Raw genomic sequence first — 23,595 nt, 5'->3', positions numbered from 1 at the left:
GCCCCCATGCATGCCCCTGCAAAGCTCGGCGAGCGCCTGGTCGCCCGCCAACTCATCTCCAGTGACGAACTGGAACAGGCTCTGGAACTCCAGAAAGAACGCAACGAGAAGCTCGGCAAGATTCTGGTCGACCTCGGCTTTATTGCCCAACGCGATGTTCTGGCGGAGCTGAGTGCGCAACTCGGCGTTGCGCTGGTGGCCGTGGACGCGCCGCCAGCGACCGCGCCGGAGCTGGAAAGCTTATCGCCGCGTTTCCTGCGGCAGTCGAAGATCTTCCCCTACGCCTTTGAGGGCTCGTCGCTGACTCTCGCAATGGCGGATCCGCTCGACTTTGAAGTGATCTCCGCCGTCTCGAACTTCACCGGGCTGACCATCCTTCCGGTACTGGCCAATGAGTCCGAGATTGTCGATGCGATCGAGCGCCATTACAGCGAAGGCCGGCGCGCCGAGAATACGGACGATTTTGGCAATCCCGATGCTGCCGAAGATCTCGAGCACCTGCGTGACATGGCGTCCGAGGCGCCGGTCATCCGTCTGGTGAACGCGATGATCGCCACTGCCGTCGAAGGCCGGGCGAGCGACATCCACATCGAACCGTTTGAGAAGGATTTCCGCATCCGCTTCCGCATTGATGGGGTCTTGCTGAACCAGGAGCCGCCGCCAAAAGAAATGAAGGCGGCGATCATCTCCCGCCTGAAGCTGATGGCAAAGTTGAACATCGCCGAACGCCGCCTGCCGCAGGACGGCCGTATCAAGATCAAGACTCTCGGCCGTGAAGTCGATTTGCGCGTCTCGACCCTGCCGACCCTCTATGGCGAAAGCGTCGTCATGCGTATTCTGGACCGCTCGGCGACCGGCTTTTACGATCTCACCAGCCTCGGCTTCGATACGCAGATGCTGAATCTGATGGAGCAGTTCACCGAGATGCCGCACGGCATCTTCCTCGTCACCGGACCCACCGGTAGCGGCAAGTCGACCACGCTCTATTCCGCCCTCAAGCGTGCGAACAAGACCAGCCGCAAGATCATCACGATTGAAGACCCGGTGGAATACCAGATGGACGGCATCAACCAGATTCATGTGAATCCGGCCATCGGTCTCACTTTTGCCGCCGGTCTGCGGCACATTGTCCGGCAGGATCCCGATGTCATCATGATTGGCGAAATTCGCGATCGTGAGACGGCGGACATCGCCATTCGCGCTGCCTTGACGGGCCACTTTGTGTACTCGACGCTCCACACCAACGACGCGCCGAGTGCGATCACCCGTCTGACGGACATGGGCGTCGAGAACTACCTGCTCACCTCGTCGATTGTGGCGATCCTTGCCCAACGGCTGGTGCGCCGCATCTGCCCGCAATGCAAACAACAGGTGGGAACCACCACTTCGTTTGACGGCACAACGGTTCCGGTGTTCAAGGGCTCCGGCTGTGAGAACTGCTTGAATACTGGCTATCGCGGTCGAATCGCGATTTTCGAGCTGATGCAGCTCAACGAAGAGATCCGCCGTCTGATCATGAAGAACGAAGACGCGAGCATCCTCACGGAAGCGGCCCGTCGCAATGGAATGAGGAATCTCCGCGAAGACGGATGGCACAAAATTGCAATCGGCATGACAACGCCGGATGAAGTCATCCGCGTCACGCAGGAATTCTAATGACGACATTCCAATTCCGTGCGGTGACCAGTGATGGTAAGGCTCGCAGTGGCAGCTATACGGCTGCGAGTGAAAAACTGGTTGCGATCGAGCTGCGCCGCCAAGGGCTCACTCCCACCTACATCGGTCTGGAGAAGCCAAGCGGCTTTGAGCTGAAGCTCCCGGAATTCGGTGGCAAGAAGCGCCGGGATGTCCTCTTCTTTACGCAGGAGCTGGCAACCTTGCTCTCCTCGAGCGTCCCTGTGGACCGGGCGCTCTCTATCGTCAGTGAATTGACGGAACGGCAGGAGTTTCGCTCCGTCGTTCTCGACATTTTGCGAATGCTGAAGGGCGGTAAATCGCTCGCCGATTCCATTGCCACGCATCCCAGTTATTTTTCTGAACTCTATATCAACATGGTGCGAGCGGGCGAAGCCTCTGGCTCTCTGGCCACCGTGTTTCAGCGCCTGTCTCACTTTGAGCGCAATCGCGACGAACTCCGCGGATACATCATCAGCTCGATGATGTATCCGTTATTGCTTGGACTGACGGGCCTCGGTGCGATTGTCGTGCTGATGTACTTTGTCGTGCCGCGCTTTGCCACGATCTTTGAAGGGGGCCGGATGCAGATTCCGCTTCCCACCCTGATCATGCTGCGCACCAGCGAGTTTCTCCAGGCCTGGGGCTGGCTGTTGGGGATTGTCGTGGCGGCGGCGCTGGTCAGCTTTCTGAGCTATATCGGTACGAAGGACGGCCGCTGGTGGTGGGATGATTTCCGCCTCCGGATTCCTCTGCTTGGCGATGCATTGCGTAAGGCCGAGACGGCCCGTTTTGCGCGGGCGATGTCCACTCTTGTTTCAAATACCGTTCCGCTGGTGCAATCGCTGCAGATTGCCGGCGGGACTCTCGCCAATCTGCGCATGGCCCGTTCGCTGGAAACCGTGGCGCAAGGCGTCAAGCGCGGCGAAGGGATTTCTGTACCGTTGCGCCGCTCCGGTCAGTTTCCGCCGCTCGCGTCGCATCTGCTCAGCGTTGGGGAAGAGACCGGCAAGTTGGACGAGATGTTCACCCGCATGGCCGACATCTATGAAGCGGACACCCGGGACGCGGTGAAGCGTTTCACCTCCCTGTTCGAACCCTTGCTCATCCTCACGATGGGCATCATTGTAGGAGCGCTGATCCTCAGCATGCTTCTCGCTATCACCAGCATCAACGAGGTTGCAATTTAAGATTATGATCAAACCCACTCGCCGCCGCCTGTCCCGTCAAGCCGGTGTGACTCTCATCGAAATGCTCGTCGTCGTGACGATCATTGCGCTCTTCGCCTCCATCGTCGGTCCCCGGCTGTTCAAAGCTGCTGACAGTTCGAAGGTCACCGCCGCCCGGACACAGATCATCAGCTTCAATCAGGCGCTGCTGCTCTATAAGAACTCCACCGGAAACTTTCCGAGTTCCGAGCAAGGCCTGAAGGCTCTCCGCACCAAGCCGGCCGACGTGGCCAATTGGGACGGCCCCTATCTCAACGCCGATGTACCGCTCGACCCCTGGGGCAGGGAATTCATTTATAAGATGCCGGGTGAGCTGCCTGATGAGCCTGAGATCATTTCGCTCGGTGCGGATGGGGTTCCCGGCGGCACGGGCATCAATGCCGACATCAGTTCCGTACGCTCGCACTAATGAAGCCGCGTAGTGCCCAGTCTGGAATGACGCTCATCGAGACCATGGTTGTGGTGGCGATCATCGCTGTCATGGCCGGGATGGCTTTTCCATCTTTCACCGCTGGGCTGGATGGTTTGCGCCTCCGGAGCGCCTCGTCGACTGTTGCTTCCGCGCTGAATATTGCAATTACGACTGCCGATCGCCGCCAGTTGCCCGTGCAACTGGCGATCCAGCCCGCGCAGAATCGCATTGTGCTGCGGGTTGCCGATTCCAAACGCGATCAGATTTTTGAGATCCCGGCCGGAATTCGCATCCGCCGCATTCTCCCGGCCCTTTTTCTCGATGAAGAAAAAAAAGACCGCTATCTCCTGGTCTACCCAAATGGAGCTCCGCCGCAGTTGATTGTCGAACTGGAGAATCCTCGTGGCTCCATCCGCCAGATCAAGCTGGATCCGATTACCGGGATCGCCCAGGTCTTTGCGCAAACCGCGCCGGAAGTGGCCCATGCGAAATAGATCGCAGCGTGGGTTCACGCTCCTCGAAGTTCTGGTGGCGACGGTGATTCTGGCCGTAGCGGTGTCGGCATTGTTGTCGAACCTTTCGGTATCAACGGCAAATCTCTTCCGTTCCAACGACATGGATCGTCTCACGTATCTGGCAAAGCGCAAGATGGATGAACTCAGCACCTCGCGCGGGCTGCCACGGAATACCCCCATCGAGGGGAGCTTCCCTTCGAACGATCCCAAAATACCGGCAGGGGGCTGGCGCGCCGTGTTGGTGCCTTTTGGCGTGCCGTCGCAGACCTCGCAGGAGCATCTGGAGCGAGTCCGCCTCGAATCCTGGCTCCAGGTCGGGACGAAGCGCCGCACCCTGGTTCTGGAAACTTATCGCAGCGTGGCAGGTTACTAGATGAGGCGCAGAAGCCGGCAAGCGGGGATGACGCTGATCGAATTGCTGATCGCGGTGACGCTCTTTGCGGCGATCTCGGCCAGTATTGGCGTAGTGCTTCGGATTGCGTTTACCTCCATGGACAAAATCGACTCGAAGGTCGACCTCACGCGGCGTGTGATTTCGTCACAGCGGGCGATTGACCAGATTTTGAGTGGAATGGTCCCCGTGGTGACTCCCTGTGGGCCGATGGCTTTTGGCTTTTCGGGAAGTGCAACTGCGGCGCGCTTTGTATCCTCGTTTTCGTTGACGGAAGGCTCCCGGGGCCGCCTGCAGATTGTCGAACTCTTTAGCGCTCCCAATCCCAAGGGCGGCGTGCGTCTTCTGTTAAATGAGTACCCTTATCTCGGAAAGCGAAGCTTGACAGCGGTCTGCGCTGCTCCGGCTACGGTGCGCGAGTCCTCGTTCATTCTGGCGGACCGGTTGGCGAGTTGCCAATTTGCCTTCCGCCATACGGAACGCGAATCCGGCATGGAGCGCTGGGCTCCAGCCTGGTTTTTCCCGGATTGGCCGACGGCGATCCGGATTGAGATGGTGCCGCTCGAAATCATTCCCAATCAGATTCAGCCGACCACCGTGATTACACCGCTTCTGGTGCGCAATACAAATGCCGATGATCCCAATCGCTAAGAAAAAGACCCAGGGGACTGCGTTGCTCGCAGTGCTCTGGCTGACTGCTGCTCTGTCGACCATCGCCTTCTCGGTGGCTGATACGGTGCGTGCGGAAACCGAGCGCGGGATCGCCGCCCAGGAAAGCCTGCGCGCCTACTATCTGGCCCGCGGCGCGGTTGAGCGAACCTATTTTGAGATTCGAAATCCCGTTGGTGACGCTGGCGGGTCCTTTACCGACCGCTTTGCCGCCCGGCGCCGGATGTATTTGCAAGAGCCGACGGGCGATGTTCTGATCGAACTCCTGTCGGAGCATGGGAAGCTCCCGATGCGCGGCCTGTCGCCCCAACTCTTGTTACGATTGCTGCGCAGCTTTGGGGAGTCGGAAAACGATGCCTCCGCGATTGTACAGAAAGCCTTTTCGGCAACGCCGCCCACGATGGCGAGTACAGGACAAAATTCCGGGGCGGCTTCGGCTTTTCGTCCCGCCATCGCGTCTATGGAAAATGTCGAAGAGCTGCTTCTAGTGCCTGGTATCACTTCAGAACTCGTATATGGACGCTATGTCCGCCTGCCCGATGGCCGTCTGGTCAACGCTGGCGGACTCGCCGATTGCCTGTCCCCTTATATTAAGGACGCCGGTCCACTCGATCTGTACTCCGTGCACCCCAGTTTGCTGGAGGCCAACGGGGTGTCGCCGGAGACGGCCCGGGAGTTTGCGGAGATTCGCCGTCAAGCCTTCCAGCCACTCCCGGCGCTACAGTCTTGGCTGCAACGGCATCCGATCCAGGTTCGCAATGATCTGGGAGAGGTCTTCCAGATTCGGGCCACGGCCCGGGTCCGTCTGCCCAACGGCATGCTCTCCGAAACCCGGCGCACTGTGTCGCTTGTTTTGCAATTCACTCAGGTTCACCCACGCTTCATGTTCATCAATCCCTGGTCGCAGCTCCGCTGGTACGACCGTGCTTTTAGCGATATCGCCGCGTCCGATGCGGTCTGGAACAATACCCCGCTCCCGAAAGCGCTTCCCCGATGACCACGGAAACTCCTCTGGTCGCCGCGGAAACTCCGCATCGCGTGGAAATCCCTTTCCTGCGCAAGTGGCGCAGCTTTGGTACCGGTCTAGGCGTTGAGATTGGACCGGAGAACTTAAGCGCTACGCTCACGGCGGTACGCCCGAACGGAATCCGGGTACTCGATACGCTGGAGATCCTGCGTTATCGCGAGCGCCCTGCCGCGGAATGGGGCGCTGATTTTCAGGCGTTTCTGACAAAGAATCGCATCCGCCATCTCTCGGCGACTGTTGTTCTTCCGCCAGCAGACGCCCTTTCGCGGTCTTTGCCGGTTCCAGGCGTTCCGGAGAAGGAGCTGGCTGCAGCGGTGCGCTACCAGTTGGACGGGTTGCATCCTTTTCAGGAAGACGAAGCCGAACACTCCTTTAGCCGTCTTGAGGCGCCGCATCAGTCGATGCTCTCGGTCGCCATTGCCCGCACTGCCGTGATCCAGGAGTACGCGACCATTTTCGATGAAGCCGGAATCGCAGTGCGTGCGTTCCTCACTCCGGCGGCGGCCATCTATTCTGCCTTACGGGTGTTACAGTTGCCCCCGGCAGAGCAGTTTCTCGCTATTCACGAAGAGGAGAGGGGCGTCTTGCTCTATGCCGAGACCCCCACACACCCGATCTATTGCGTCCCGTTTGCGCAGGACCCCAATCGTGCGATTGGTCTCGCCTCGGCGCAGATCCGCTTGCCGGAGGAGGCTCCGGTCACCCGTTTGGCTTCGTTGCTCCCTCATACCGAGAAGCTGCAACTCACCACGCCGCTCGCTTATGCCGCCTCCCTGGCCGGCGCTTTGCCCAGCCAAGCTCTCGGCATCAATCTGCTTCCGCTAGAGCGCCGCAAGACCACCTCGCCGCTGCGCTACGTACCAACCGTGATCCTCCTGGTGCTGTTGATGTGTATCGGCGTCTCGATTGCGTATCTGCGCGACTACGAAGATCGGAAGCTCCTGACGCGCCTCGATGGGGAGATTTCCAAATACTCTCCCGCGCTGGCCCGGGTGAAGGCTCTTGACACGCAGATTGCCGGGACGCAGAAGCGGTTGGATTTCCTGCGTGATCTGGCCAGCCACCCGCGCCAGGATCTTGATTCCTTGCGGGAACTGACGCGGATCATTCCGTCTTCCGCGTATGTAAATCGCATGGAATTGACGCGGTTAGGGTTAGGGCTCAATGGGGAAATCGATCAGTCTGCAGAGTTGCTAAAGCTGCTTGATTCTTCGCCGCTCTTCAAAGACGCTGAATTTACCTCATCGCCTGGCCGTAGCCAGGCCGGTAAAGAGGTCTTCAACATTCGAGCGAAGCGGGAGCTGCCGGCACCGGCTGCCGTTCCGGTTTCACCTGCACCTGGGCAAGCCCCGGCACAACCGCCGGTCCTGCCGAATGTCGCGCCGCCACCCCCTCTTCCTGCCGGACTCGGAGGCTCGAAATGAATCTTTCTGATCGCGAGCAACGGCTCGTGAAGATGCTGATCCCCAGCGTCATCATCTGCGCTTTTGTTTATTTCTGGCCCGAAGGGACTGCCACTCCATCGGCCCCGCTGGTTGCGGATACCGCCGCGAGCATTGAGCTCGCGCAAGCGCGTCTTGCCAAGGCCCGTCTCACGGCGGCGCAGGTTCCTTCAAAGGAAGCAATCCAGAAGAAGCTGGACGGGGAGCTCGCCAGTTGGGAAAAACGGCTCATTCAAGCTGATACCCCAGCGCAGGCTCAGGCCCAGTTGCTCCAGATTTTCAGGCGGATTGCTCGCCTCCAGGGCAATACCGTTGAGATGCGTGGTTCGGATCTTGGATCGGTACAGCCTGTGAATTCTTATGCCCAGATTGCGATGACCGTAAGCTTCGATTGTCAGATTGAAGGCCTGGTGAATTTGTTGTCGGATATCGCCTCCCAGCCCGAGTTCTTATCCTGGCGCGACCTGTACGTCTCGAGCCCTGATTCGAAGCTGAAGCGCATCAGCGTCTCGATGACCTTTATTGGCTTGGCTCCAGCCAAGTTAATTCCGAAACCGACAGGAGTACCCCGCGGATGAGCCGGTCCATTCTCTTCTTAAATTTTGCACTGCTGGCCCTTCTGGCGACGGGAGGACTGGAACTGCGGCGCCGGTGGCTGGAGGCTCGCCAGCATGAGTTGGATGTTCTGACTTTGAAGCCGCTGCCAGCGATTCCGGCTCCGGCTGTCGCTGTGTCTTCCGGTGAGCCGGCAAAAGTGCAGGCCGCGCAGTATTTTGAGGTCGCTGAGAAGTTCTTGTTTTCGCGCGATCGCAATCCGAACGTCGTGATTGAAGCAAAAGCTCCGCCGCCTCCGAAAGTGATGCCAGACTTTCCTGGCGTTTACGGCGTCATGGATATAGGAATGGGTCCTACAGTATTTATGTCGCTCGGCAACGCACCGCAGCAAGGCTACAAGCTGGGCGAGAAGATTGGCGAGTTCACGCTTCGTGCCGCAAACCAGAAGGAAATCACCTTTGAGTGGGATGGCAAAGACGTGACGCGTCCGCTCGATGAGTTGCGCTCGAAGGCCAAAGAGACTTTGGCCAGTGCCGCCCCGGTCGAACGCATGAATGCCAATGTCAATCATTCCGTGGCGGAGTTGCCCCGGGAAAAGCCGCCAGAAAATGTTCGCCCTGCTCCAGGAAATGATATCGGCGGTGGCCGCAAGGGTTGCCTTCCCGGCGATTCCTCCCCCGGCGGCACGGTCGCCGATGGCTACAAAAAAGTTTCTTATACATACGCATTCGGTCCCATCTGCTATTGGGAATCGTCGCGCTAAATTCTCGAGGTCAATATGATTCGCATTCTTGCTTTCACGCTTCTTGCCGTGGGCTTCGCTGGCGCACAAACCGTCAACTCGGAGTCTAAAGCTGCCCCTCGCGTGGCAGCCTCCAAACCCGACCCCAAAACACCTCCAGTGAAGCGCCATCCGGATGGCCGACCTCTCGGAGTGCCTTGGGCGGCGGTGAAGATTGCCGATGGCGCCTGGCGTATCACCGAAAATGGCAAGCCAGTGATCTATCGTTCGACTGCATTCGGATTCACTAAGGTTTCTGAAGAAGAAAATGGAAAGATCCAGCGAATGATTGATGGCCATCCGGACGAGAATCTTGAGGTGCCTGCCGGCATGACGGTGACGGAGGAAGGCGACAAGCTCCGCTTCAAGCGCATTACGCCCTTTGGCCCGTATGAATGGGTGAAGGATAAGAAAGACCTGACCGGTGTTGAGAAAGCCGCCTGGGCACAAAGCAAGGGAGCGGCTAAGAAGTAATGCGGCTCCAAATCGCCTTTCTCATCTCGCTGATTCTGTCAGCGCAACAGCCTCCTGCGGCCCAAACTCCAGCTCCCCAGACTCCGGCTGCTCCGGCTCCCGTTGCTACCGCGCCTCAATCCGCTCCGGCAGCCCCCGCCGCCGGTAACCTGACGCTGAATCTGCCGGGGGCCTCGCTCACCGAAGTCATCGATCAACTGGCCCGGGTGCTCAAGATCAACTACATCCTCGATCCGCGGGTTAAAGGGAATGTCACGATCCAGACCTATGGCGAAATCAAATCGACCGATGTGCGCTCGCTTCTCGATACGATTCTGCGGATCAATGGCTTCGCCATGGTGCAGGTTGGCGATATTTTCCGGATTGTTCCCACTACAGAAGTGGCCCGTCTCCCAATGGAACCGCAAATCAATGCGGAGTCCAAGGATCTTGGCAATGAAGAGCGTATGGTGCTCAATCTGGTCTTCCTCAAGTACACTACTGCCTCTGAAATGGTCAATTTGCTGAAGCCTTTCATAGGTGAAGGCGGGAATCTCACAATCTACGAGCCCGCCAACATGCTGTTGTTGCTCGACAACGCGCGCAATATGAAGCGCACCATGGATCTTGTCAGTCTTTTTGACTCCGACACGCTGGCCAAACAGCGGATCCGGCTTTTTGAACTGTCGAATGCCCGGCCTTCCGACATGGCGAATGACCTGTCCACCATCTTTAAGGGCCTATCCTTGACGAGCAAGTCAGGTGGTGTTCAATTTCTTCCGATTGACCGGTTGAACATCCTGGCGGCAGTGGCTCCGAACCCGGGGATTTTTGCGGAGGTCGAGACCTGGATTGCGAAGTTTGACATTCCGGTCAAAGCCGCGGTTGGGGGAATCGATAATTTTGTCTATCGGGTCAAGTACGGTCGTGCCGACTCCCTTGCGCTTGCGGTGACCATGCTCTACGCCAGCCAGCAGGATAATCCGCAGGCCATGATGACGACCATGATGATGATGATGATGCTCATCGGCATGACGAGCCAGCTCTCGCAGATGTCCAATAATGGAGGCGGTGCGACGGCTGGTAATGGTGGTGTGACGGGGATGGGCGGTGGAGTGGGTGGTGGCGGCATGGGATCTTTCCCTGGAATGGGCATGGGCATGGGCATGGGGATGGGCATGTATGGAATGCCTGGCATGGGAATGTATGGCATGCCGGGGATGGGGGGGATGTACGGCGCCAACGGGATCCAACCGAACAATGCCGCCTTCTCCGGCAATACTGCCGGAGTCGTCAAGCCTGGCGATGCGACGGGAACCTTTGTCGGCCAGCAGCAAGGACAGAATGGCCCTGCCATTCGTGTCCCAAAGATCGTCCCGAATCCCTTTGACAACACTTTGCTGATGCAATGCACGCAGCAGGAGTATGAACAGATTGCCCGTCTCCTCAACCGGCTCGATGTGGCGCCGCGGCAGGTGCTGATCGAAGCACGGGTTTATGAGGTCAATCTGACAGGAGCATTCGCCAGTGGGGTTCAGGCCTTTTTAGAGCGTCGCGGCGGATCGAACGGAACCTCTGGTGACACCTTCAAGCGACTGGTGGGGGCATCTAGCGGCTCTGGTTTGAATCTTACGGCAGGGCTTCTGGTGGGGCAGTCCCGGGAATTGCTCGGGGTGCTGACCGCCTCTGAGGATGAGCGCCGCGTCCGTGTCATCAATGCGCCCAAATTAATCGCGACCGACAACATCGCTGCCTCGATCAACGTCGGAACACAGGTGCCAACCCTGACCTCACAGGCGGTCTCCAGTGTCCAGCAGGGGGGCAGCAACCTGTTTACGAATCAGGTTTCGAGCCGCAATGCCGGTGTCAATCTGAGTGTCACGGCTCGCGTACTGCCAAGCGGAATCGTGACGCTGCTGATCAACCAGGAAGTGAGTTCCCCGGTTGCTCCTGCCGCGAACGCGGCTATTCAATCACCCTCCTTCTCGCAACGGAGCGTCCAGACTCAGGTCACCGTCCAGGATGGGGATACGATCGCGATTGGCGGCATCATGACGGAGTCTGACACCTTTTCGACGGCTGGCGTTCCTGGCTTGCATAAGCTCCCGTATATTGGAGGAGCTTTCGGCAGTCGTTCGAAGTCAAAAGAGCGTACGGAACTGGTCATTTTCATGACGCCGCGCGTGATCTATGACACTCCCGAGATCGTTGAGGCCAGCGAAGAGCTGCGGTCTGGCTTTAAGCGGCTGCACAAGATCATGAAGGACCGGTAAGCCGGGACGCAATTTCCGCCTCCCAGCGCGCTGCCCCCGCTCCCACCAAGGACCGGGCAGCGCGCTTTGTGCTTTTAGAAGAAATCTTAATCTCGATTCCCGGATTGTGCCCAATTGGCCGCACGGAGTGGGTTCCGGTGTGTCGCTCGGACACGGTGCGCTGGGTGCCGGAGGCTTAACTCACGCGCTTTCAGAGAGTTGCTGACAAATTTCCTTGACTCACCCTTTCGAATTCTGTTACTAGTGGTATGTCTGAAAAGTAACAGGCGGCTTTCATCACAGCGACGTGGAATCCCGCGAGCACAGAACGCAAGAAATTAAAAAAGAGAAGTCGCTTCGACTTTGAGTCGTAGTAAAAAACGCTGTACCAAGAGGCTCAGGTTGAAAGAGAACTTCCATCAATTCAAGAAAACAAATGACTAAACTTCACAAGGAGAAGCAAATGTCGCATTTCCGTAAAATGCTATTTGCTGCCGCGGCAGTCGCATCATTCCTCGGAATGAGCAACAGCGCCAACGCGCAAAGCAATCCTTTCGTCTGCAACACCAGTTTTTCGCCCCTCGTCGTTCGCGTCGAAGGTCTGCGTGAACTCGTAGGCGATATCGTAATCAGCTGCTCTGGTGGTAATTCCATCGGAACCGGAGGCGTAGGCGGAGTCGCTGCGTCGGGTCCGGCCAACACCCCCCCCGTCCTCAACGGAGTGTTTGCACGTCCGTATGTCGGTGGTGTAGAGGTGGCAACCCCCACTGTTCCCGCGATCAACATCTCGGTGACCGTGGCCGGTACGCGCATCACCAATCGGATCTTCGGGAGCGGTAATCTCACCGATGCTCTGCTTTTCATTGACGATCCGACAACCCCGACCAGCGGTAACACTCGTCTGAATCAGAACCCCTGCGATACCGACACTGGTACTCCTGGTGTCTGCACCGGCTTGAATTATTTCTTTGAAAATGGCGTCGCCACTGGTGCAGGTCGTCCTGTCTCGGGCGCATCTGGCAATCCGTTGAACGTATTCCAGGCTCAGTATGGTATTGGCGGCGGCTATGCTCCGAATGAGCAGACCATCACCTTCGTTGGTGTTCCGGTGGTTCAGCCTGGTAGCTTTGTTGGCGCTGGCACCCGTACTTTCCGCATCAAGAACATCCGTGTTCAGGTTGCAAATTCCTTCCAGGTGAATGGCCAGATCCAAGCTTTCATCGGGATCCAGAATCCTCCTGCAAATCTCGTTCTGAACAATGCACAGGGTGTGGTTGGTTTCGTTCAGCGCGGTCTCTTCTTTGATACCGTTGCCGGCGGCCCCTACGCTCAGTGCTTGGGCTTCAACGTGAACTCTTCCGGTTCCTTTGCTGGGCACAACACTAGCACTGCGCTGCAGCACACTGGCCTGCTTCGCTTTACCGAAGCCTACGGTGTTTCGTTTAAGCGCCGTGGTTTTGATGGCGCGCTCGACAAGTATGATGCCGTGTACAATCAGTACTACATTGCAGGCGCTGGTCAGGCCAACCCGACCGCGAACTACAACAATGAGTCTGGTTTCTACAACCGCAACTTCCCGGAAACTAATGGTCTGAGGGACTCAGGTATTGCTTCCCAGGGTACCCGTCTCCGTGCGCGCTTTGTTGGCATCCCCGCTTCGGTTCGCCTCTATGTGTCGGCTCAGCCGCTCACTGGCGTATTGTTGAAGGGTGCTTATAACAACGACACAGTATACGGCCAAGGTGTGGATGCTGTATCCGCAGCCTTTGCAGTGAATGCATCTAGCCCGAATGGTGAAGGCACTGGCTTTACTGCAAACACGAGCTACGCTTTTGGCGGCACTTACTTTACCGGTTCAACTCCTGTCCCGGTGGTAACTACTGACACGACGTATGCTGTTCAGGGTTCGGACGCTCCGGGCTTTGGTGCCAATGGCGCTGCTTACGGCACGCTGCCGAAGACGCCGCGCTTCAATCAGGTCACTATCGCTTCCGATGGTACCGGCGTATTCTTCTGGGAAGTGCTTCGCGCTAACGACAACACGATCGATCGTTTCGATTTCGTTGTTGCTGCCGCGTTTGCTCCGACCACCAGCATCGTCACTGACGCCAACACCTCCGTTGCTGCTCAGGTCTCGGGCAACTATGCCCCGATCGGCACCACCGGTGGCAATGGCTACCCGAGCATCCCGCTCTTCGTTCTCAGCTCGCCTGAAGACCTGAAGCCGATCTTCACGATCACCAACTGCGCCACGAACCTGCTCTATCCGTTCGTCAGCAGCGTGACCGGCTTCAACACCGGCGTGGCCGTTTCCAACACCTCGAAGGATCCCTTCGGTACGGTGAACGAAACCGGTATCTGCAAGGTGTTCTTCTACGGTACGACCGCCGGCGGTGGCGTTGACCCGACACCGCAGTCGTTCAGCAAGTCCGTTCCTTCGGGCCAGACTGCTACCTTCAACCTGCTCTATGGTGGTCCTGACTACGGTATCCAGCCCGTCGTCGGCTTCCAGGGCTACATCATCATCTCGTGCAACTTCCGCTACGCTCACGGCTTCGCCTTCATCAGCGATCCGTCGAACCTGCAGACTGCCCACGGGTATCTGGCTCTGATCCTCGATCCGAAGAACAAGGACGACATCTGGCGTCAGCGCCAGACCGGCGTTCTGGCTGCCGAGTCTCTCGACAACTAACTTCGAGTCGGTTTCATAAACCACTTCGGGGCGAACGTAAGTTCGCCCCGATTTTATTTCTACTGACTGTGTTACATCTGTTAGAATTAGAGGGCTGCGTCCTTCCATCTCTTTAGTTCTGAAGAGGATCCCCATGTATAGGTTCTTTTTGTCTTTTTCGGCCCTCGTATGCCTGTGCCTTGTTCCGGCCCTTGCTTCGAACGTCGTTGTTCTGCCGCAGGAAAACTCCGGCGCTACCACCGGCTACATCTATAGTCCGGAACCATTCACCCAATTGGGGACATTCACTGTCGACCCCCTTGCTTTTCAGGTGATCTGGCATCCTAATGGCCAAAAGTTCTACGTCTTCTCGAAGAGCATCACCAAATCCATTACAGTCTTCTCTGGGAGCTCCCCTTACACAGAAACGACATCTCGCGCGCTTGCAAATATCAGTGATGCGCGGATTTCCCCAGATGGCCGCCGGCTTTTTGTCCTTTCTCAGTCCCTCCGCATTTATGACACCAGTACCGACCAGGAACTTACTGGCATCAATACCCGTGGTACGCCGATCGACATCGAGTTTTCGCTCGACTCCAACTATGCCTACGTTTTGAATAGCAATGGCACGATTGCCATGATTAGTACTGCGAACAATCAGATCATCAGCACTCTCACGGTCTCCAATGGCCCTAATTCCCTCACGGTTGCGCCAAATGGTCTGATCTATGTCACAGGTCAAAACAAATTGGTGGAGATCGATGGCCGGGGTGTGCTGACCCAAATTGGTGCTGACATTCCTCTCACCGGGTCGAATTGCCTGAAGACTCAATTCACTCCGGATGGCAGCCGCGCGGTTGTCGCGTGCAACGTGATTGGCTCCACTCAAATTTACGTCATTGATGTTACGACGCGAGCTGTCGCAAACGCCTCAATCCCCGGTGCTCTTGCGGAGCGTTTCAAAGTCATCTCCAACTCTTCGGTGCTCTACTACATGGGCATCAGCAACACCGTGTTTAAAGGTGGATTGGCCACTCCGCTTTCCAATCCGACGCAAGCAGACCTCTCTGGGTCCGGTCCAGTGACGGGCGGCAAGTACCTGATCACCTCAGATCAGCAGCCCACAAACCGTTATTTTTTTGCGAACTCTACCAATTCTGTTTCTCGGATCAACCTTGAGACGAATTCCCTGAATAGTGTTCTGACCCAACCAACATTTGTTGGCCCGATGTTTTACACGGGGAAGGCACAGACAGGAATTCCCTTTGGCCTCACGGTGATTAACCCCTCACAAAGTGCGATCACCGGCCAACAGGGACGTCCGCTTGTGGTTCGAGTTCTGGACAACACTTCGCGTCCGTTGAGCGGTGTCACTGTTAACTTCTCGACGAATGTTTCTGGACTCCAACTCGATAGCAGCGCGGCCATTTCGAGCAAAGACGGCTATGCGATGGTCAATTATACGGCTCCCGCCACAACGGGAACGGCAACAGTGACCGCCTCCACCAGTGGTTCACAAGGCCAGGCCTTCACCATTAATGTTTCGGCTCCGGACAATGGTGGTGGAAACAATGGTGGCGGTACGGACCCGAACTCCGGAATCCAGATTGTTTCCGGGAACGGCCAGATTCTATTTGCCCAGTTCCTCGCGCCTCTCCCTCTGACGGTCCGCGTGCGTGACGGTGCTGGCAACCCGCAGCCCAATGTCACGGTGTCCTGGACGGTGGAGAGCGGTGACGGGAACGTCACTCTGGCCACTTCGACCACCGATGCACAAGGTCTCGCGCAGACCCAGTATGGCTCAACGCTGTACTACAACGATTCCTTTAATGGTCCTCGTGGTACGACGGTCCGTGCCAGTTCTCCCAATGGTCATGTTGACTTTAGTGTCACTTCGTATCCCTCGTCTGGACCTCCACCTCTGATGTTGCCTGCCAGCCCGCCAGCAATCACACTGATCAGCCCGGCTGAAGGTACGATCATTAATCTTCCTGCCGGATCCACTGTGATAGGCGCCGTGAAAGCCACCATCTTTAGCGGTACTCTTAAAAATTTTGGATCCCCGATTCCCAATGTGGCGTTTTCCGGTTCCACAGGAAACGATTCTGAATCGGGTGTGACTGCCAGCTGCTCGCCGAGATCGCTTTCCAATTCGTCTGGCGAGCTTTCCTGCGACCTCATCGGTGGAAACAAGTTGGGCCAAGCGAATATCCAGGTCTGCGCAGGCAACTGCCAGAGCCCCGGTCGTGCTTTCAACTTCGTGGTGAACGTCACCGCTGGCGCACCTGGCGTCATTGTGAAGAAACAGGGTGATAATCAGTCTGGCGGTCCCGGCAGCCTGACGCCTCTTGCTCTCCGCGGCGCTGTCACCGACAAATTCGGCAACAAGCTTGCAGGAGTTACGGTTCGCGTAGAAGTAATCCAGGGCGAAGCGACCATCGAATCGTTGTTCAATACGACCAACGCCGACGGCGACTTCTCCTTCCTGGTCCGCTTCGGTTCTTCTCCCGGCGAAGTCAAGGTCCGTACTAGCGCAGGTGAAGCGACCACGACCTGGACACTCACCAACAACGTTGCAGTCGGAAACTTTGTGAAGACTTCAGGCGATAACCAGTCGGTCGGAATTGGCAAGCCCTTCCCGACACCGCTGGCTGTCCAGCTCTTTGATGCCTCGGGCCGTGGGATCTCTGGCGCGACGGTAACGTTTGCAGTGCAAAATGGCGTTGCAACGCTCTCTGCCAGTTCGGCTGTTACCAATAGCCAAGGTATCGCTTCTGTTACGGCGACTGCCGGTGCCACTGCTGGCGCCATTTCGGTTTCGGCTTCTGCCGTCTCCCGCATTGTCACCTTCAGTCTTTCGGCATTGCCTCCTGGACCGACGATCACCCGCGTCACCAATGCGGCCAGCTTCCAGGAAGGCGTTACGCCCTGTGGACTCGCGACGATTTTCGGCTCGAATATCGCACCGAGTCTCAATGGTGTGATTCTTGGCAACAGCTTTGTTGGGCCTTACGCGCTCCGTCTGAGCAATGTCTCGATTACGGTCGGTGACAGAACGGCTCCGATTGTCTCCTTGGCCAACTTGAACGGTCAGGAACAGGTTACTTTCCAGACGCCTTGCGATGTCACGGGTACGACTTCAACCTTGAAGCTGACCGTGAATGATGGTTCGAGCACGGCGACGGTGAAAGTTCTGCCGGTACAGCCGGGTATCTTCGAGACTGTCGATTCGGCGGGTAAGAAGATTGGCGTCATGATCAAGACGGACGGGACCTATATGAGCCGTGAGAACCCTGCCCTGCGTGGCGAGGTCATGATTGGCTTCTTTACGGGTCTTGGCCAGACGGTCATCCCCACCACAACCAACACTCCTGGTGCGTACAACAATTCGAGCCAGGTCTCTGCACAGATCATCATCGGTGTGAACAATGAAGGCGTTCCTGTTGGTCCTGCCACGATGGCGCCGGGCCTGGTGGGTCTCTACATTGTTCAATTTCAGATTCCGGAAGAAACGACGACTGGCGTGGATCGGCCTTATGCGATCGGCGCCATCGGTTCTGACAACGCTTACGCTCCGGGTAACCCCTCCCTGATCCACGTCCGCTAACGCGAACGGGATCGTTCCGCAAGCACGAAGGCCGCCCTTTCCTCAAGGGCGGCCTTTTTCTATGCAGCTTCAAAGATGTTCGACATCTTACAAGAGCTGCAGAAGAGGCCGGTGGAGATCTGCTGGCGAGAGGCGGCAGGCCCAGACTCGCATCATGCGGTCGAGCGCGGAATGCGCTCAAAGTCGCGAACCAGGAGGCGCAAGCGGGTGGTCCAGCCAAAGGTTCGTTCGACCACCCAGCAGCACGAAGCCTTTCTTCGTCTCCGATCGTTTGACGACTGCCAAATATATGCCGCTGTTGGTACCCGCTCAGCCAGGATGCCGACCTGAGCACGATCGTGTCCATCGGTCGACGTTACATGCAGAGCTAACAGATGCCCCAACGTATCCGTTACGACTGCTGCTCTCGGGAGTCGATTACAGGCCAGAACGGCCGCCTTGGGGGGAGCCTCCAGCGCTCTCTCAGGTGCAACACTTCGCGAAGATCATGAGCCATTGCATCAACGACTCCGCCCAGATTCAGCGCTGCGTTTGCTGATGAACCGCCTCCCAAGGTGGGAGGCATCAGCGGCCTTGATCAGATCGCGCAATCCGTTGCCTACTCCCGCAACGAGGACAGCCGCTGCGGTGATAGGATGCCCTGAATGTCTATTCGGTCGGGTATCGCTTTCGCATGCCGGGGGAGGCCCATCCCTCAGCTTCTCAAATGTTGACTACAGGCTCTAGGCCGGTGTCTGTCCATGGAGCCGGTAAGCTCGTGAATCGCACCCACTCAGCCTGTGAAAACGCTGTACTCATTTCGCAGCGATCTTCGTGCTGGCGTTACTTTTCGCGGTAGTTGCTCGCGACGAGGAATCGTCTGTTGAGCTTCTGGCGGTTGCCATCTGGTGCCGGTCTCGATCTTTGTTCTATTCCTTCAGCATCGCCGCGCTGCAGCCTTTGACCTGTAGAACCGGATTGCAGCGAGCGATTCCCGCCGGAAACTGGACGTGATACCCGTTCGCCGCCTTCCAGCCGAACGGATAATCCGTACTCAGAATCTGGGCCCCGCTCCCCATCGCGGCATTCCTACGCTGTTCCCGATTGGTTCCGCCGTCGGTCATGGTCCGGACGAGGTAGCCGCGCCGGATCAAGCGCGGAATCAATTCCGGATCCGCTTGCGAATCGTTGACCTCCACAAACGCCGCGTCCACATTGCCTGGCTCTGCATTCGTAAACATCACCCGGCCGCTGAGAGTCCGATGGGCTACCTTGTACAGTTCGCTGACTCTCTTTTGATCCAGCAGAAACACTACCTTGCCGCGTGCACTGTCGAGGGACGGCCAGCCGTGGCTCAAGATAGCCTCCTCGAGAGTTCGTTTGTCTCCTCGCACATCATCCGGTGTCACCATCTCCGCCGCGCGAAAGACCTTACGAATCTCGGCATCGAGGTCGTCGAAGGTTGCCGGGGAGAGCCGGTCTGGCTGGAAGTACACCCCGGGTTTGGGATTCTGATCTTTGTTTTCAATCAGGATGTAGATCGGCAGATGCCTGGGGTGTTTCTTCGACCAGGCGCGGACCTCCTCGAGGCAGGCGATGAAGGGCTGGCAATTGCTGCGATAGTCGACATCCTTGACATGTAGCACCTTAAAGCCCGGCTTCATCAACGGTTCCGCGTCAAACGGTGGATCTGCCGGTAAACCCGCCTTTGCGATTCGTGCCAGTCCTGCAGGCGCGGCGAAGGCGGCGCCCTGCGGGTCGGCATAGACATCCAACTCCAACTGCCGGACTCCCGAATTCAATTGTTGGGTCAGCGAGGGGTGCCGGTAGTCGAGGGCGGCCGCCGCCTGGGGGTTCGCTTTCCGAATCAGTGCCATCTGACTAGGTTCAATTCCCGAGTGGTAGCTGTTGTGGCTCCCGATGATCTGGATCTCGTTCATCCGCAAGCGGATGGGGTTCTGCCCGGGGCTCGTGGATGCGGCGAGGAAAATCAGCCCGATAAAATAACAACGCACCTCCCCAGGATAAAGGGACTGCTTGGAATTGCTCATGATGCGATAAGCTAAAAATTCACTTTGGCTGAGCTTTCTATCGTCATCCCTGCCTATAACGAAGAACGCCGTTTGGGCAAAACTCTCGACGCTCTTTCCGTCTGGATCCGCAATCAGAATTTCTCTGTTGAGACCCTTGTCGTTGACGATGGTTCAAAAGACGGAACGGTCCGGCTTGTCGAAAATTTCATTGCCGCGCACCCCGACTCTGGCTTTGCGCTTCTCCGGAATCCGCACAACATGGGCAAGGGCGCTGCCGTGCGCAACGGGGTGCTGCACTCAACAGGAAACTGGGTCTTATTCTCGGATGCCGATCTTTCAACTCCCATCGAGGAGTATGCGAAATTGCGTGCTGCGGCCAATGAACGCAATCCTCGCGTAGCAATCGGCAGCCGGGCCAAGGATCGCAGTCTGGTCGGACGTCACCAATCCGCTGCACGGGAAGCTTCCGGCCGCTTCTTCAACTTCGTCATGCGCAGCATCACCGGACTCCATGTGCAGGACACCCAATGCGGTTTCAAGTTGATGCATGGGCCCTCCGGCCGCCGGATCTATAGCGTCCAGAAGCTGGACGGCTTTAGTTTCGACGTGGAAATGCTGGTGATTGCCCAGGAGAACGGACTCGGCATTGCCGAGGTTCCGGTCCGTTGGTTCAATGCTGACGATAGCAAGGTCACGCTGATGAGCGGTCTACGTAGCTTTGCCGATCTGCTCACCATCGCCAGCGAACGGCGTTCTGGTGCGTACCGCTTTACGAGCTAAGTACGTTTTCTTGGGACGGATGGACCGCTTCCCGGTGGGCTTTCCAGTCCGGCCCTTCTCAAAATTGGAACCCGGTTTTTCAGATTTCTCATTATGTTAATCTGCCGCCGTGGCTCTTCGATCCGAGATTCTTTCCGGTAATTTACGTCTTGAAGCTGTGTCGAATGGAGGCGCTCCAATTCGCCCCGCCCCGCCACGGGATGAAGTGGATGCAGTCCGGAGAATTCAGAAAGCACTGGCGTTTCTCGGGATTCCTATGGGGCGATCTTTTGCGGCCGGTAATGGCGGTGAGCCCGATGGCGTGTATGGCGAAGAAACTCGTTTGGGTGTGATTCAGTTCCAAAAGCGCGCCTTTCCAGCCAACGCATTGGAGTGGGATGGCCGGGTGGGGCCTGTGACGCTGAAAAGGCTCGATGGCGAACTGGAGTCTCGTCCGCGTGCTCCCCGCACGCTGCCTGTCGATCCAGCCGCCAAGCGGCGGTTTACGTTCCGATCGCTCCAGACCCCGCTTGTCATCAAGAAGCAGGACGATCCATTGCCTCCTCTACCAGCCGCACAGGATCTGGAGTTTGGCCGGGTGAATCGCATTTCTGCTGAGATCCGCGCACGGGCCCTGGCTCCTGGCACTGAAACTTTGGCCAAGGCGGCGCTGTTGGCTTTTCTGTCCGGCGGCGGGGCCAACCCACGAGAGCTGGGCCTTTTCTTTCTCTCCAACCGGCACGCTCCTCCCGGATTCATTCGTCAATTGGGGAAAGGCGACTTCTGGTCAACCCAGGTGGCAGGGGATAAAGCCTTTGTTGCCAATCACGAACGGTTGGTGATCGCGCTGCAGGAAGGGCTCCAGGATCTTGCCTCCAAAGCTCCGGCAGGCGCGGATATCGACGTCAGCCAATTGCAGGAAGGGGAGGGGCAACCAGAACCTCTCCGGAAGTTTGCAACCGGGATTACCTTCGCCTTTCAGGAGAATCCGGCTCGATTGGCCGGCGATCCGCTTGCTTTCGGAATCGGCAGCATCCAGGGGATTGAAGTCCGGATCTCTACATTCTTTGGACAACCCGATGGCAGCTATCGCGGAACTCTCTCCTATGATCTTCTCGATCATTTTGGGTCGAACGACAGCGATGTCATCGATCCTGGCCAGGCATCTCTCTGGCTGCTCCAGCGCAAACTCTATCCTTTTCAGGACAAGAGTGCGTTCATGCCCTACCGGATCCGGATCACCGTGGATGATGTTCCATTCTCGGGTAAGCTGCAATAAGAGGCCTTTCCGTTCTGGAGCCATTTTGTGGCCTTGACGTACCCCCCGGTGGGCAGTACAATGCAAATAGGACATAATCTGTCCAATTTCTATGCTGAAGCTCACAAAAAAAGCCGATTACAGCCTGATTGCCCTGCGCCATCTGGCCATGTGCGAGCATTTGAGCGAAGCGAACCCAAATCCTGTGGCGCATCGTTCTGCAAGCGCCAAGGAAATCTCAGAAACCTATCACATCCCACTTCCGATCCTGTCTAAGGTGCTGCAGAAGTTAGGGAAGACGGGTTTTCTCACCAGTGTCCAGGGTACCAATGGCGGATACAAACTGGCCCGGGACGCTAATCAGATGAGTGTTCTCGAAGTGATCCGAGCCGTCGACGGCCCTGTGATCCTCACCGCTTGTTTTACGCATGATCGCTGCGACCAGTCTGGCAGTTGCACGGTCAAAGAGCCTCTCCGGAAAGTGCATGAAAGCATCCTCAAGCTGCTCGAAAGCATCTCCATAGAAGCCCTGACAAAAGATGATCCTATGCCTGAGGGCGGTGGCAATCCCCCTCCCGGCGCCCGCAATCCAATTCCGGGCTCAGGCTCAATCCTCAACATCCTGCCCAGTTAGAGACTGACAAGAACCATAATGAAGCTCCCGATTTATCTCGATAATCACGCCACTACGCAGTGCGATCCCCGCGTCGTCGAAGCGATGCTGCCCTTCTTCACCGAATACTTTGGCAATGCGGCCAGTCGCAACCACAGCTTTGGCTGGGTTGCCGAGGAAGGTGTCGATCTCGCGCGCGAACAGATCGCCAAATTGATTGGCGCCAATTCCAAAGAGATCATCTTCACCAGCGGTGCGACCGAATCGAATAACCTTGCCATCAAGGGCGTGGCCGAGATGTATGCCGAGCGCGGCAACCACATCATCACTGCTGCCACCGAGCACAAGGCCGTTCTCGATACCTGCAAGCATCTCGAGAAGCAGGGCTGCCGGGTGACCTATCTGCCTTTGCAGGGCTCCGGCCTGATCGATCTCGATATGCTGCGCGATGCGATCACCGACAAGACCATTCTGGTCAGCATCATGTATGCCAACAACGAGATCGGCGTCATCCAGAATGTCACCGAGATCGGCAAGATTTGCAAAGAGAAGAATGTTCTCTTCCACACCGATGGTGTGCAGGCTGCCGGTAAGATTCCGGTGAACGTGATCAAAGACAATATCGACATCATGAGCCTCACCGCTCATAAGATGTATGGCCCCAAGGGCGTGGGCGCTCTCTATGTGCGCCGCCGTAACCCGCGGGTGCAGATTTCTGCCCAGATGGATGGCGGTGGTCATGAGCGCGGCATGCGTTCGGGCACGCTGAACGTTCCGGGCATCGTTGGTTTCGGGAAGGCTGCGGAGCTGTGCCACCAGTTGATGGACACCGAGATGCCGAAGCACCGCGCGATGCGCGACCGCTTGAAGGCGACACTCGAAGGCGCTCTTGAGGAGACCTACATCAATGGCACGATGGAGCATCGCCTGCCCCACAATCTGAACATGAGCTTTGCCTATGTCGAAGGTGAAAGCTTGCTGATGGGTATCAATGATGTAGCGGTGTCCTCGGGTTCTGCTTGCACCTCGGCCACTCTCGAACCCAGCTATGTGCTCAAGGCTCTCGGCCTGGGCGACGATCTGGCCCATACTTCCATCCGTTTTGGCATCGGCCGTTTCAACACCGATGAAGAGATCGATTATGTGGCCAAGAAGATGATTGAAGTTGTGACCAAGCTTCGTGAACTATCGCCTCTGTGGGAGATGTTCAAAGAAGGCATCGATCTTTCGAAGGTCGAATGGACCGCCCACTAAAAGTTTTAGTCTAGGAGAACG

General features: G+C 57.2%; 19 protein-coding genes. 18 read left to right on the top strand and 1 reads right to left on the bottom strand.

Translation table 11 applies throughout. The annotated features are described in order from the left end of the window. Nucleotides 1-6: 6 nt before the first annotated feature. The 14 genes from M017_RS0104480 (at nucleotide 7) to M017_RS0104415 (ending at nucleotide 17,678) form a co-directional block, all read left to right on the top strand. On the top strand, nucleotides 7-1,656 hold the full coding sequence (locus M017_RS0104480; protein WP_031496128.1) for a GspE/PulE family protein: 1,650 nt from the start codon (nucleotides 7-9) through the stop codon (nucleotides 1,654-1,656). Then, nucleotides 1,656-2,864: a type II secretion system F family protein gene (locus tag M017_RS0104475; RefSeq protein ID WP_031496126.1), complete on the top strand. Its 1,209-nt coding sequence runs from the start codon at nucleotides 1,656-1,658 to the stop codon at nucleotides 2,862-2,864. Before M017_RS0104480 ends, M017_RS0104475 begins: the two co-directional genes overlap by 1 nt. 4 nt (nucleotides 2,865-2,868) lie before the next feature. Continuing rightward, entirely contained in the window at nucleotides 2,869-3,312 is a 444-nt protein-coding gene (gene gspG / locus M017_RS0104470) for a type II secretion system major pseudopilin GspG (protein ID WP_031496124.1), read from the top strand. Then, nucleotides 3,312-3,809, top strand: a complete 498-nt coding sequence (locus M017_RS27385) for a prepilin-type N-terminal cleavage/methylation domain-containing protein (protein WP_080507495.1) — start codon at nucleotides 3,312-3,314, stop codon at nucleotides 3,807-3,809. The genes gspG and M017_RS27385 overlap by 1 nt, the downstream gene beginning before the upstream one ends. Then, the gene (locus tag M017_RS0104460; protein WP_031496122.1) at nucleotides 3,799-4,203 is read left to right on the top strand and encodes a type IV pilus modification PilV family protein; all 405 of its coding nucleotides are present in this window, start codon (nucleotides 3,799-3,801) and stop codon (nucleotides 4,201-4,203) included. The genes M017_RS27385 and M017_RS0104460 overlap by 11 nt, the downstream gene beginning before the upstream one ends. Then, the gene (locus M017_RS0104455; RefSeq protein WP_031496120.1) at nucleotides 4,204-4,872 is read left to right on the top strand and encodes a PulJ/GspJ family protein; all 669 of its coding nucleotides are present in this window, start codon (nucleotides 4,204-4,206) and stop codon (nucleotides 4,870-4,872) included. After that, the gene (locus M017_RS0104450) at nucleotides 4,856-5,887 is read left to right on the top strand and encodes a type II secretion system protein GspK (protein ID WP_162179833.1); all 1,032 of its coding nucleotides are present in this window, start codon (nucleotides 4,856-4,858) and stop codon (nucleotides 5,885-5,887) included. The genes M017_RS0104455 and M017_RS0104450 overlap by 17 nt, the downstream gene beginning before the upstream one ends. Next, nucleotides 5,884-7,341: a PilN domain-containing protein gene (locus tag M017_RS0104445; protein ID WP_031496116.1), complete on the top strand. Its 1,458-nt coding sequence runs from the start codon at nucleotides 5,884-5,886 to the stop codon at nucleotides 7,339-7,341. The genes M017_RS0104450 and M017_RS0104445 overlap by 4 nt, the downstream gene beginning before the upstream one ends. Beyond that, nucleotides 7,338-7,937 carry a type II secretion system protein GspM gene (gspM, locus tag M017_RS0104440; RefSeq protein WP_031496114.1) on the top strand — a complete coding sequence of 200 codons (600 nt, stop codon included), beginning with the start codon at nucleotides 7,338-7,340 and terminating at the stop codon, nucleotides 7,935-7,937. Before M017_RS0104445 ends, gspM begins: the two co-directional genes overlap by 4 nt. Further along, a complete protein-coding gene (locus M017_RS0104435) occupies nucleotides 7,934-8,677 on the top strand; it encodes a hypothetical protein (protein WP_031496113.1) in 744 nt (247 codons plus the stop codon). The genes gspM and M017_RS0104435 overlap by 4 nt, the downstream gene beginning before the upstream one ends. 15 nt (nucleotides 8,678-8,692) lie before the next feature. Further along, complete coding sequence (locus tag M017_RS0104430; protein ID WP_031496111.1) at nucleotides 8,693-9,169, top strand: hypothetical protein; 477 nt, start codon at nucleotides 8,693-8,695, stop codon at nucleotides 9,167-9,169. After that, nucleotides 9,169-11,421 (top strand): type II secretion system secretin GspD, encoded by a 2,253-nt coding sequence (gene gspD / locus M017_RS0104425; RefSeq protein ID WP_031496109.1) that lies wholly within the window; start codon nucleotides 9,169-9,171, stop codon nucleotides 11,419-11,421. The genes M017_RS0104430 and gspD overlap by 1 nt, the downstream gene beginning before the upstream one ends. 442 nt (nucleotides 11,422-11,863) lie before the next feature. Beyond that, entirely contained in the window at nucleotides 11,864-14,092 is a 2,229-nt protein-coding gene (locus tag M017_RS0104420; RefSeq protein ID WP_155121235.1) for a hypothetical protein, read from the top strand. A 133-nt stretch (nucleotides 14,093-14,225) separates the two neighbouring features. Beyond that, a complete protein-coding gene (locus M017_RS0104415) occupies nucleotides 14,226-17,678 on the top strand; it encodes an Ig-like domain-containing protein (RefSeq protein ID WP_031496106.1) in 3,453 nt (1,150 codons plus the stop codon). Nucleotides 17,679-18,586: 908 nt separating this feature from the next. Here M017_RS0104415 and M017_RS0104405 read toward each other — a convergent pair. After that, nucleotides 18,587-19,708 (bottom strand): phosphatidylinositol-specific phospholipase C1-like protein, encoded by a 1,122-nt coding sequence (locus M017_RS0104405; protein WP_031496105.1) that lies wholly within the window; start codon nucleotides 19,706-19,708, stop codon nucleotides 18,587-18,589. Nucleotides 19,709-19,732: 24 nt separating this feature from the next. Between M017_RS0104405 and M017_RS0104400 the strand changes: the two genes are divergently transcribed. The 4 genes from M017_RS0104400 to M017_RS0104385 all read left to right on the top strand — a co-directional run bounded on the left by M017_RS0104400 (nucleotide 19,733) and on the right by M017_RS0104385 (nucleotide 23,574). Then, a complete protein-coding gene (locus tag M017_RS0104400) occupies nucleotides 19,733-20,470 on the top strand; it encodes a dolichyl-phosphate beta-glucosyltransferase (protein WP_051669508.1) in 738 nt (245 codons plus the stop codon). A 109-nt stretch (nucleotides 20,471-20,579) separates the two neighbouring features. Further along, on the top strand, nucleotides 20,580-21,728 hold the full coding sequence (locus M017_RS0104395; RefSeq protein WP_080507494.1) for a peptidoglycan-binding domain-containing protein: 1,149 nt from the start codon (nucleotides 20,580-20,582) through the stop codon (nucleotides 21,726-21,728). Nucleotides 21,729-21,819: 91 nt separating this feature from the next. After that, nucleotides 21,820-22,341, top strand: a complete 522-nt coding sequence (locus M017_RS0104390; protein ID WP_080507493.1) for an RrF2 family transcriptional regulator — start codon at nucleotides 21,820-21,822, stop codon at nucleotides 22,339-22,341. A gap of 18 nt (nucleotides 22,342-22,359) precedes the next feature. Next, nucleotides 22,360-23,574 carry an IscS subfamily cysteine desulfurase gene (locus M017_RS0104385; RefSeq protein WP_031496099.1) on the top strand — a complete coding sequence of 405 codons (1,215 nt, stop codon included), beginning with the start codon at nucleotides 22,360-22,362 and terminating at the stop codon, nucleotides 23,572-23,574. Nucleotides 23,575-23,595 lie beyond the last annotated feature (21 nt).

The sequence above is a fragment of the Bryobacter aggregatus MPL3 genome (genome assembly GCF_000702445.1).
In the GTDB taxonomy this organism is placed as follows: domain Bacteria; phylum Acidobacteriota; class Terriglobia; order Bryobacterales; family Bryobacteraceae; genus Bryobacter; species Bryobacter aggregatus.
This window is presented reverse-complemented; position numbering and strand designations above follow the sequence as displayed.

What these genes read in the sequence shown, in the direction of transcription:
- M017_RS0104480 (WP_031496128.1), top strand. Translation starts at nt 7, where the DNA reads ATGCATGCCCCTGCAAAGCTCGGCGAGCGCCTGGTCGCCCGCCAACTC.
- M017_RS0104475 (WP_031496126.1), top strand. Translation starts at nt 1,656, where the DNA reads ATGACGACATTCCAATTCCGTGCGGTGACCAGTGATGGTAAGGCTCGC.
- gspG (WP_031496124.1), top strand. Translation starts at nt 2,869, where the DNA reads ATGATCAAACCCACTCGCCGCCGCCTGTCCCGTCAAGCCGGTGTGACT.
- M017_RS27385 (WP_080507495.1), top strand. Translation starts at nt 3,312, where the DNA reads ATGAAGCCGCGTAGTGCCCAGTCTGGAATGACGCTCATCGAGACCATG.
- M017_RS0104460 (WP_031496122.1), top strand. Translation starts at nt 3,799, where the DNA reads ATGCGAAATAGATCGCAGCGTGGGTTCACGCTCCTCGAAGTTCTGGTG.
- M017_RS0104455 (WP_031496120.1), top strand. Translation starts at nt 4,204, where the DNA reads ATGAGGCGCAGAAGCCGGCAAGCGGGGATGACGCTGATCGAATTGCTG.
- M017_RS0104450 (WP_162179833.1), top strand. Translation starts at nt 4,856, where the DNA reads ATGATCCCAATCGCTAAGAAAAAGACCCAGGGGACTGCGTTGCTCGCA.
- M017_RS0104445 (WP_031496116.1), top strand. Translation starts at nt 5,884, where the DNA reads ATGACCACGGAAACTCCTCTGGTCGCCGCGGAAACTCCGCATCGCGTG.
- gspM (WP_031496114.1), top strand. Translation starts at nt 7,338, where the DNA reads ATGAATCTTTCTGATCGCGAGCAACGGCTCGTGAAGATGCTGATCCCC.
- M017_RS0104435 (WP_031496113.1), top strand. Translation starts at nt 7,934, where the DNA reads ATGAGCCGGTCCATTCTCTTCTTAAATTTTGCACTGCTGGCCCTTCTG.
- M017_RS0104430 (WP_031496111.1), top strand. Translation starts at nt 8,693, where the DNA reads ATGATTCGCATTCTTGCTTTCACGCTTCTTGCCGTGGGCTTCGCTGGC.
- gspD (WP_031496109.1), top strand. Translation starts at nt 9,169, where the DNA reads ATGCGGCTCCAAATCGCCTTTCTCATCTCGCTGATTCTGTCAGCGCAA.
- M017_RS0104420 (WP_155121235.1), top strand. Translation starts at nt 11,864, where the DNA reads ATGTCGCATTTCCGTAAAATGCTATTTGCTGCCGCGGCAGTCGCATCA.
- M017_RS0104415 (WP_031496106.1), top strand. Translation starts at nt 14,226, where the DNA reads ATGTATAGGTTCTTTTTGTCTTTTTCGGCCCTCGTATGCCTGTGCCTT.
- M017_RS0104405 (WP_031496105.1), bottom strand. Translation starts at nt 19,708, where the DNA reads ATGAGCAATTCCAAGCAGTCCCTTTATCCTGGGGAGGTGCGTTGTTAT.
- M017_RS0104390 (WP_080507493.1), top strand. Translation starts at nt 21,820, where the DNA reads ATGCTGAAGCTCACAAAAAAAGCCGATTACAGCCTGATTGCCCTGCGC.
- M017_RS0104385 (WP_031496099.1), top strand. Translation starts at nt 22,360, where the DNA reads ATGAAGCTCCCGATTTATCTCGATAATCACGCCACTACGCAGTGCGAT.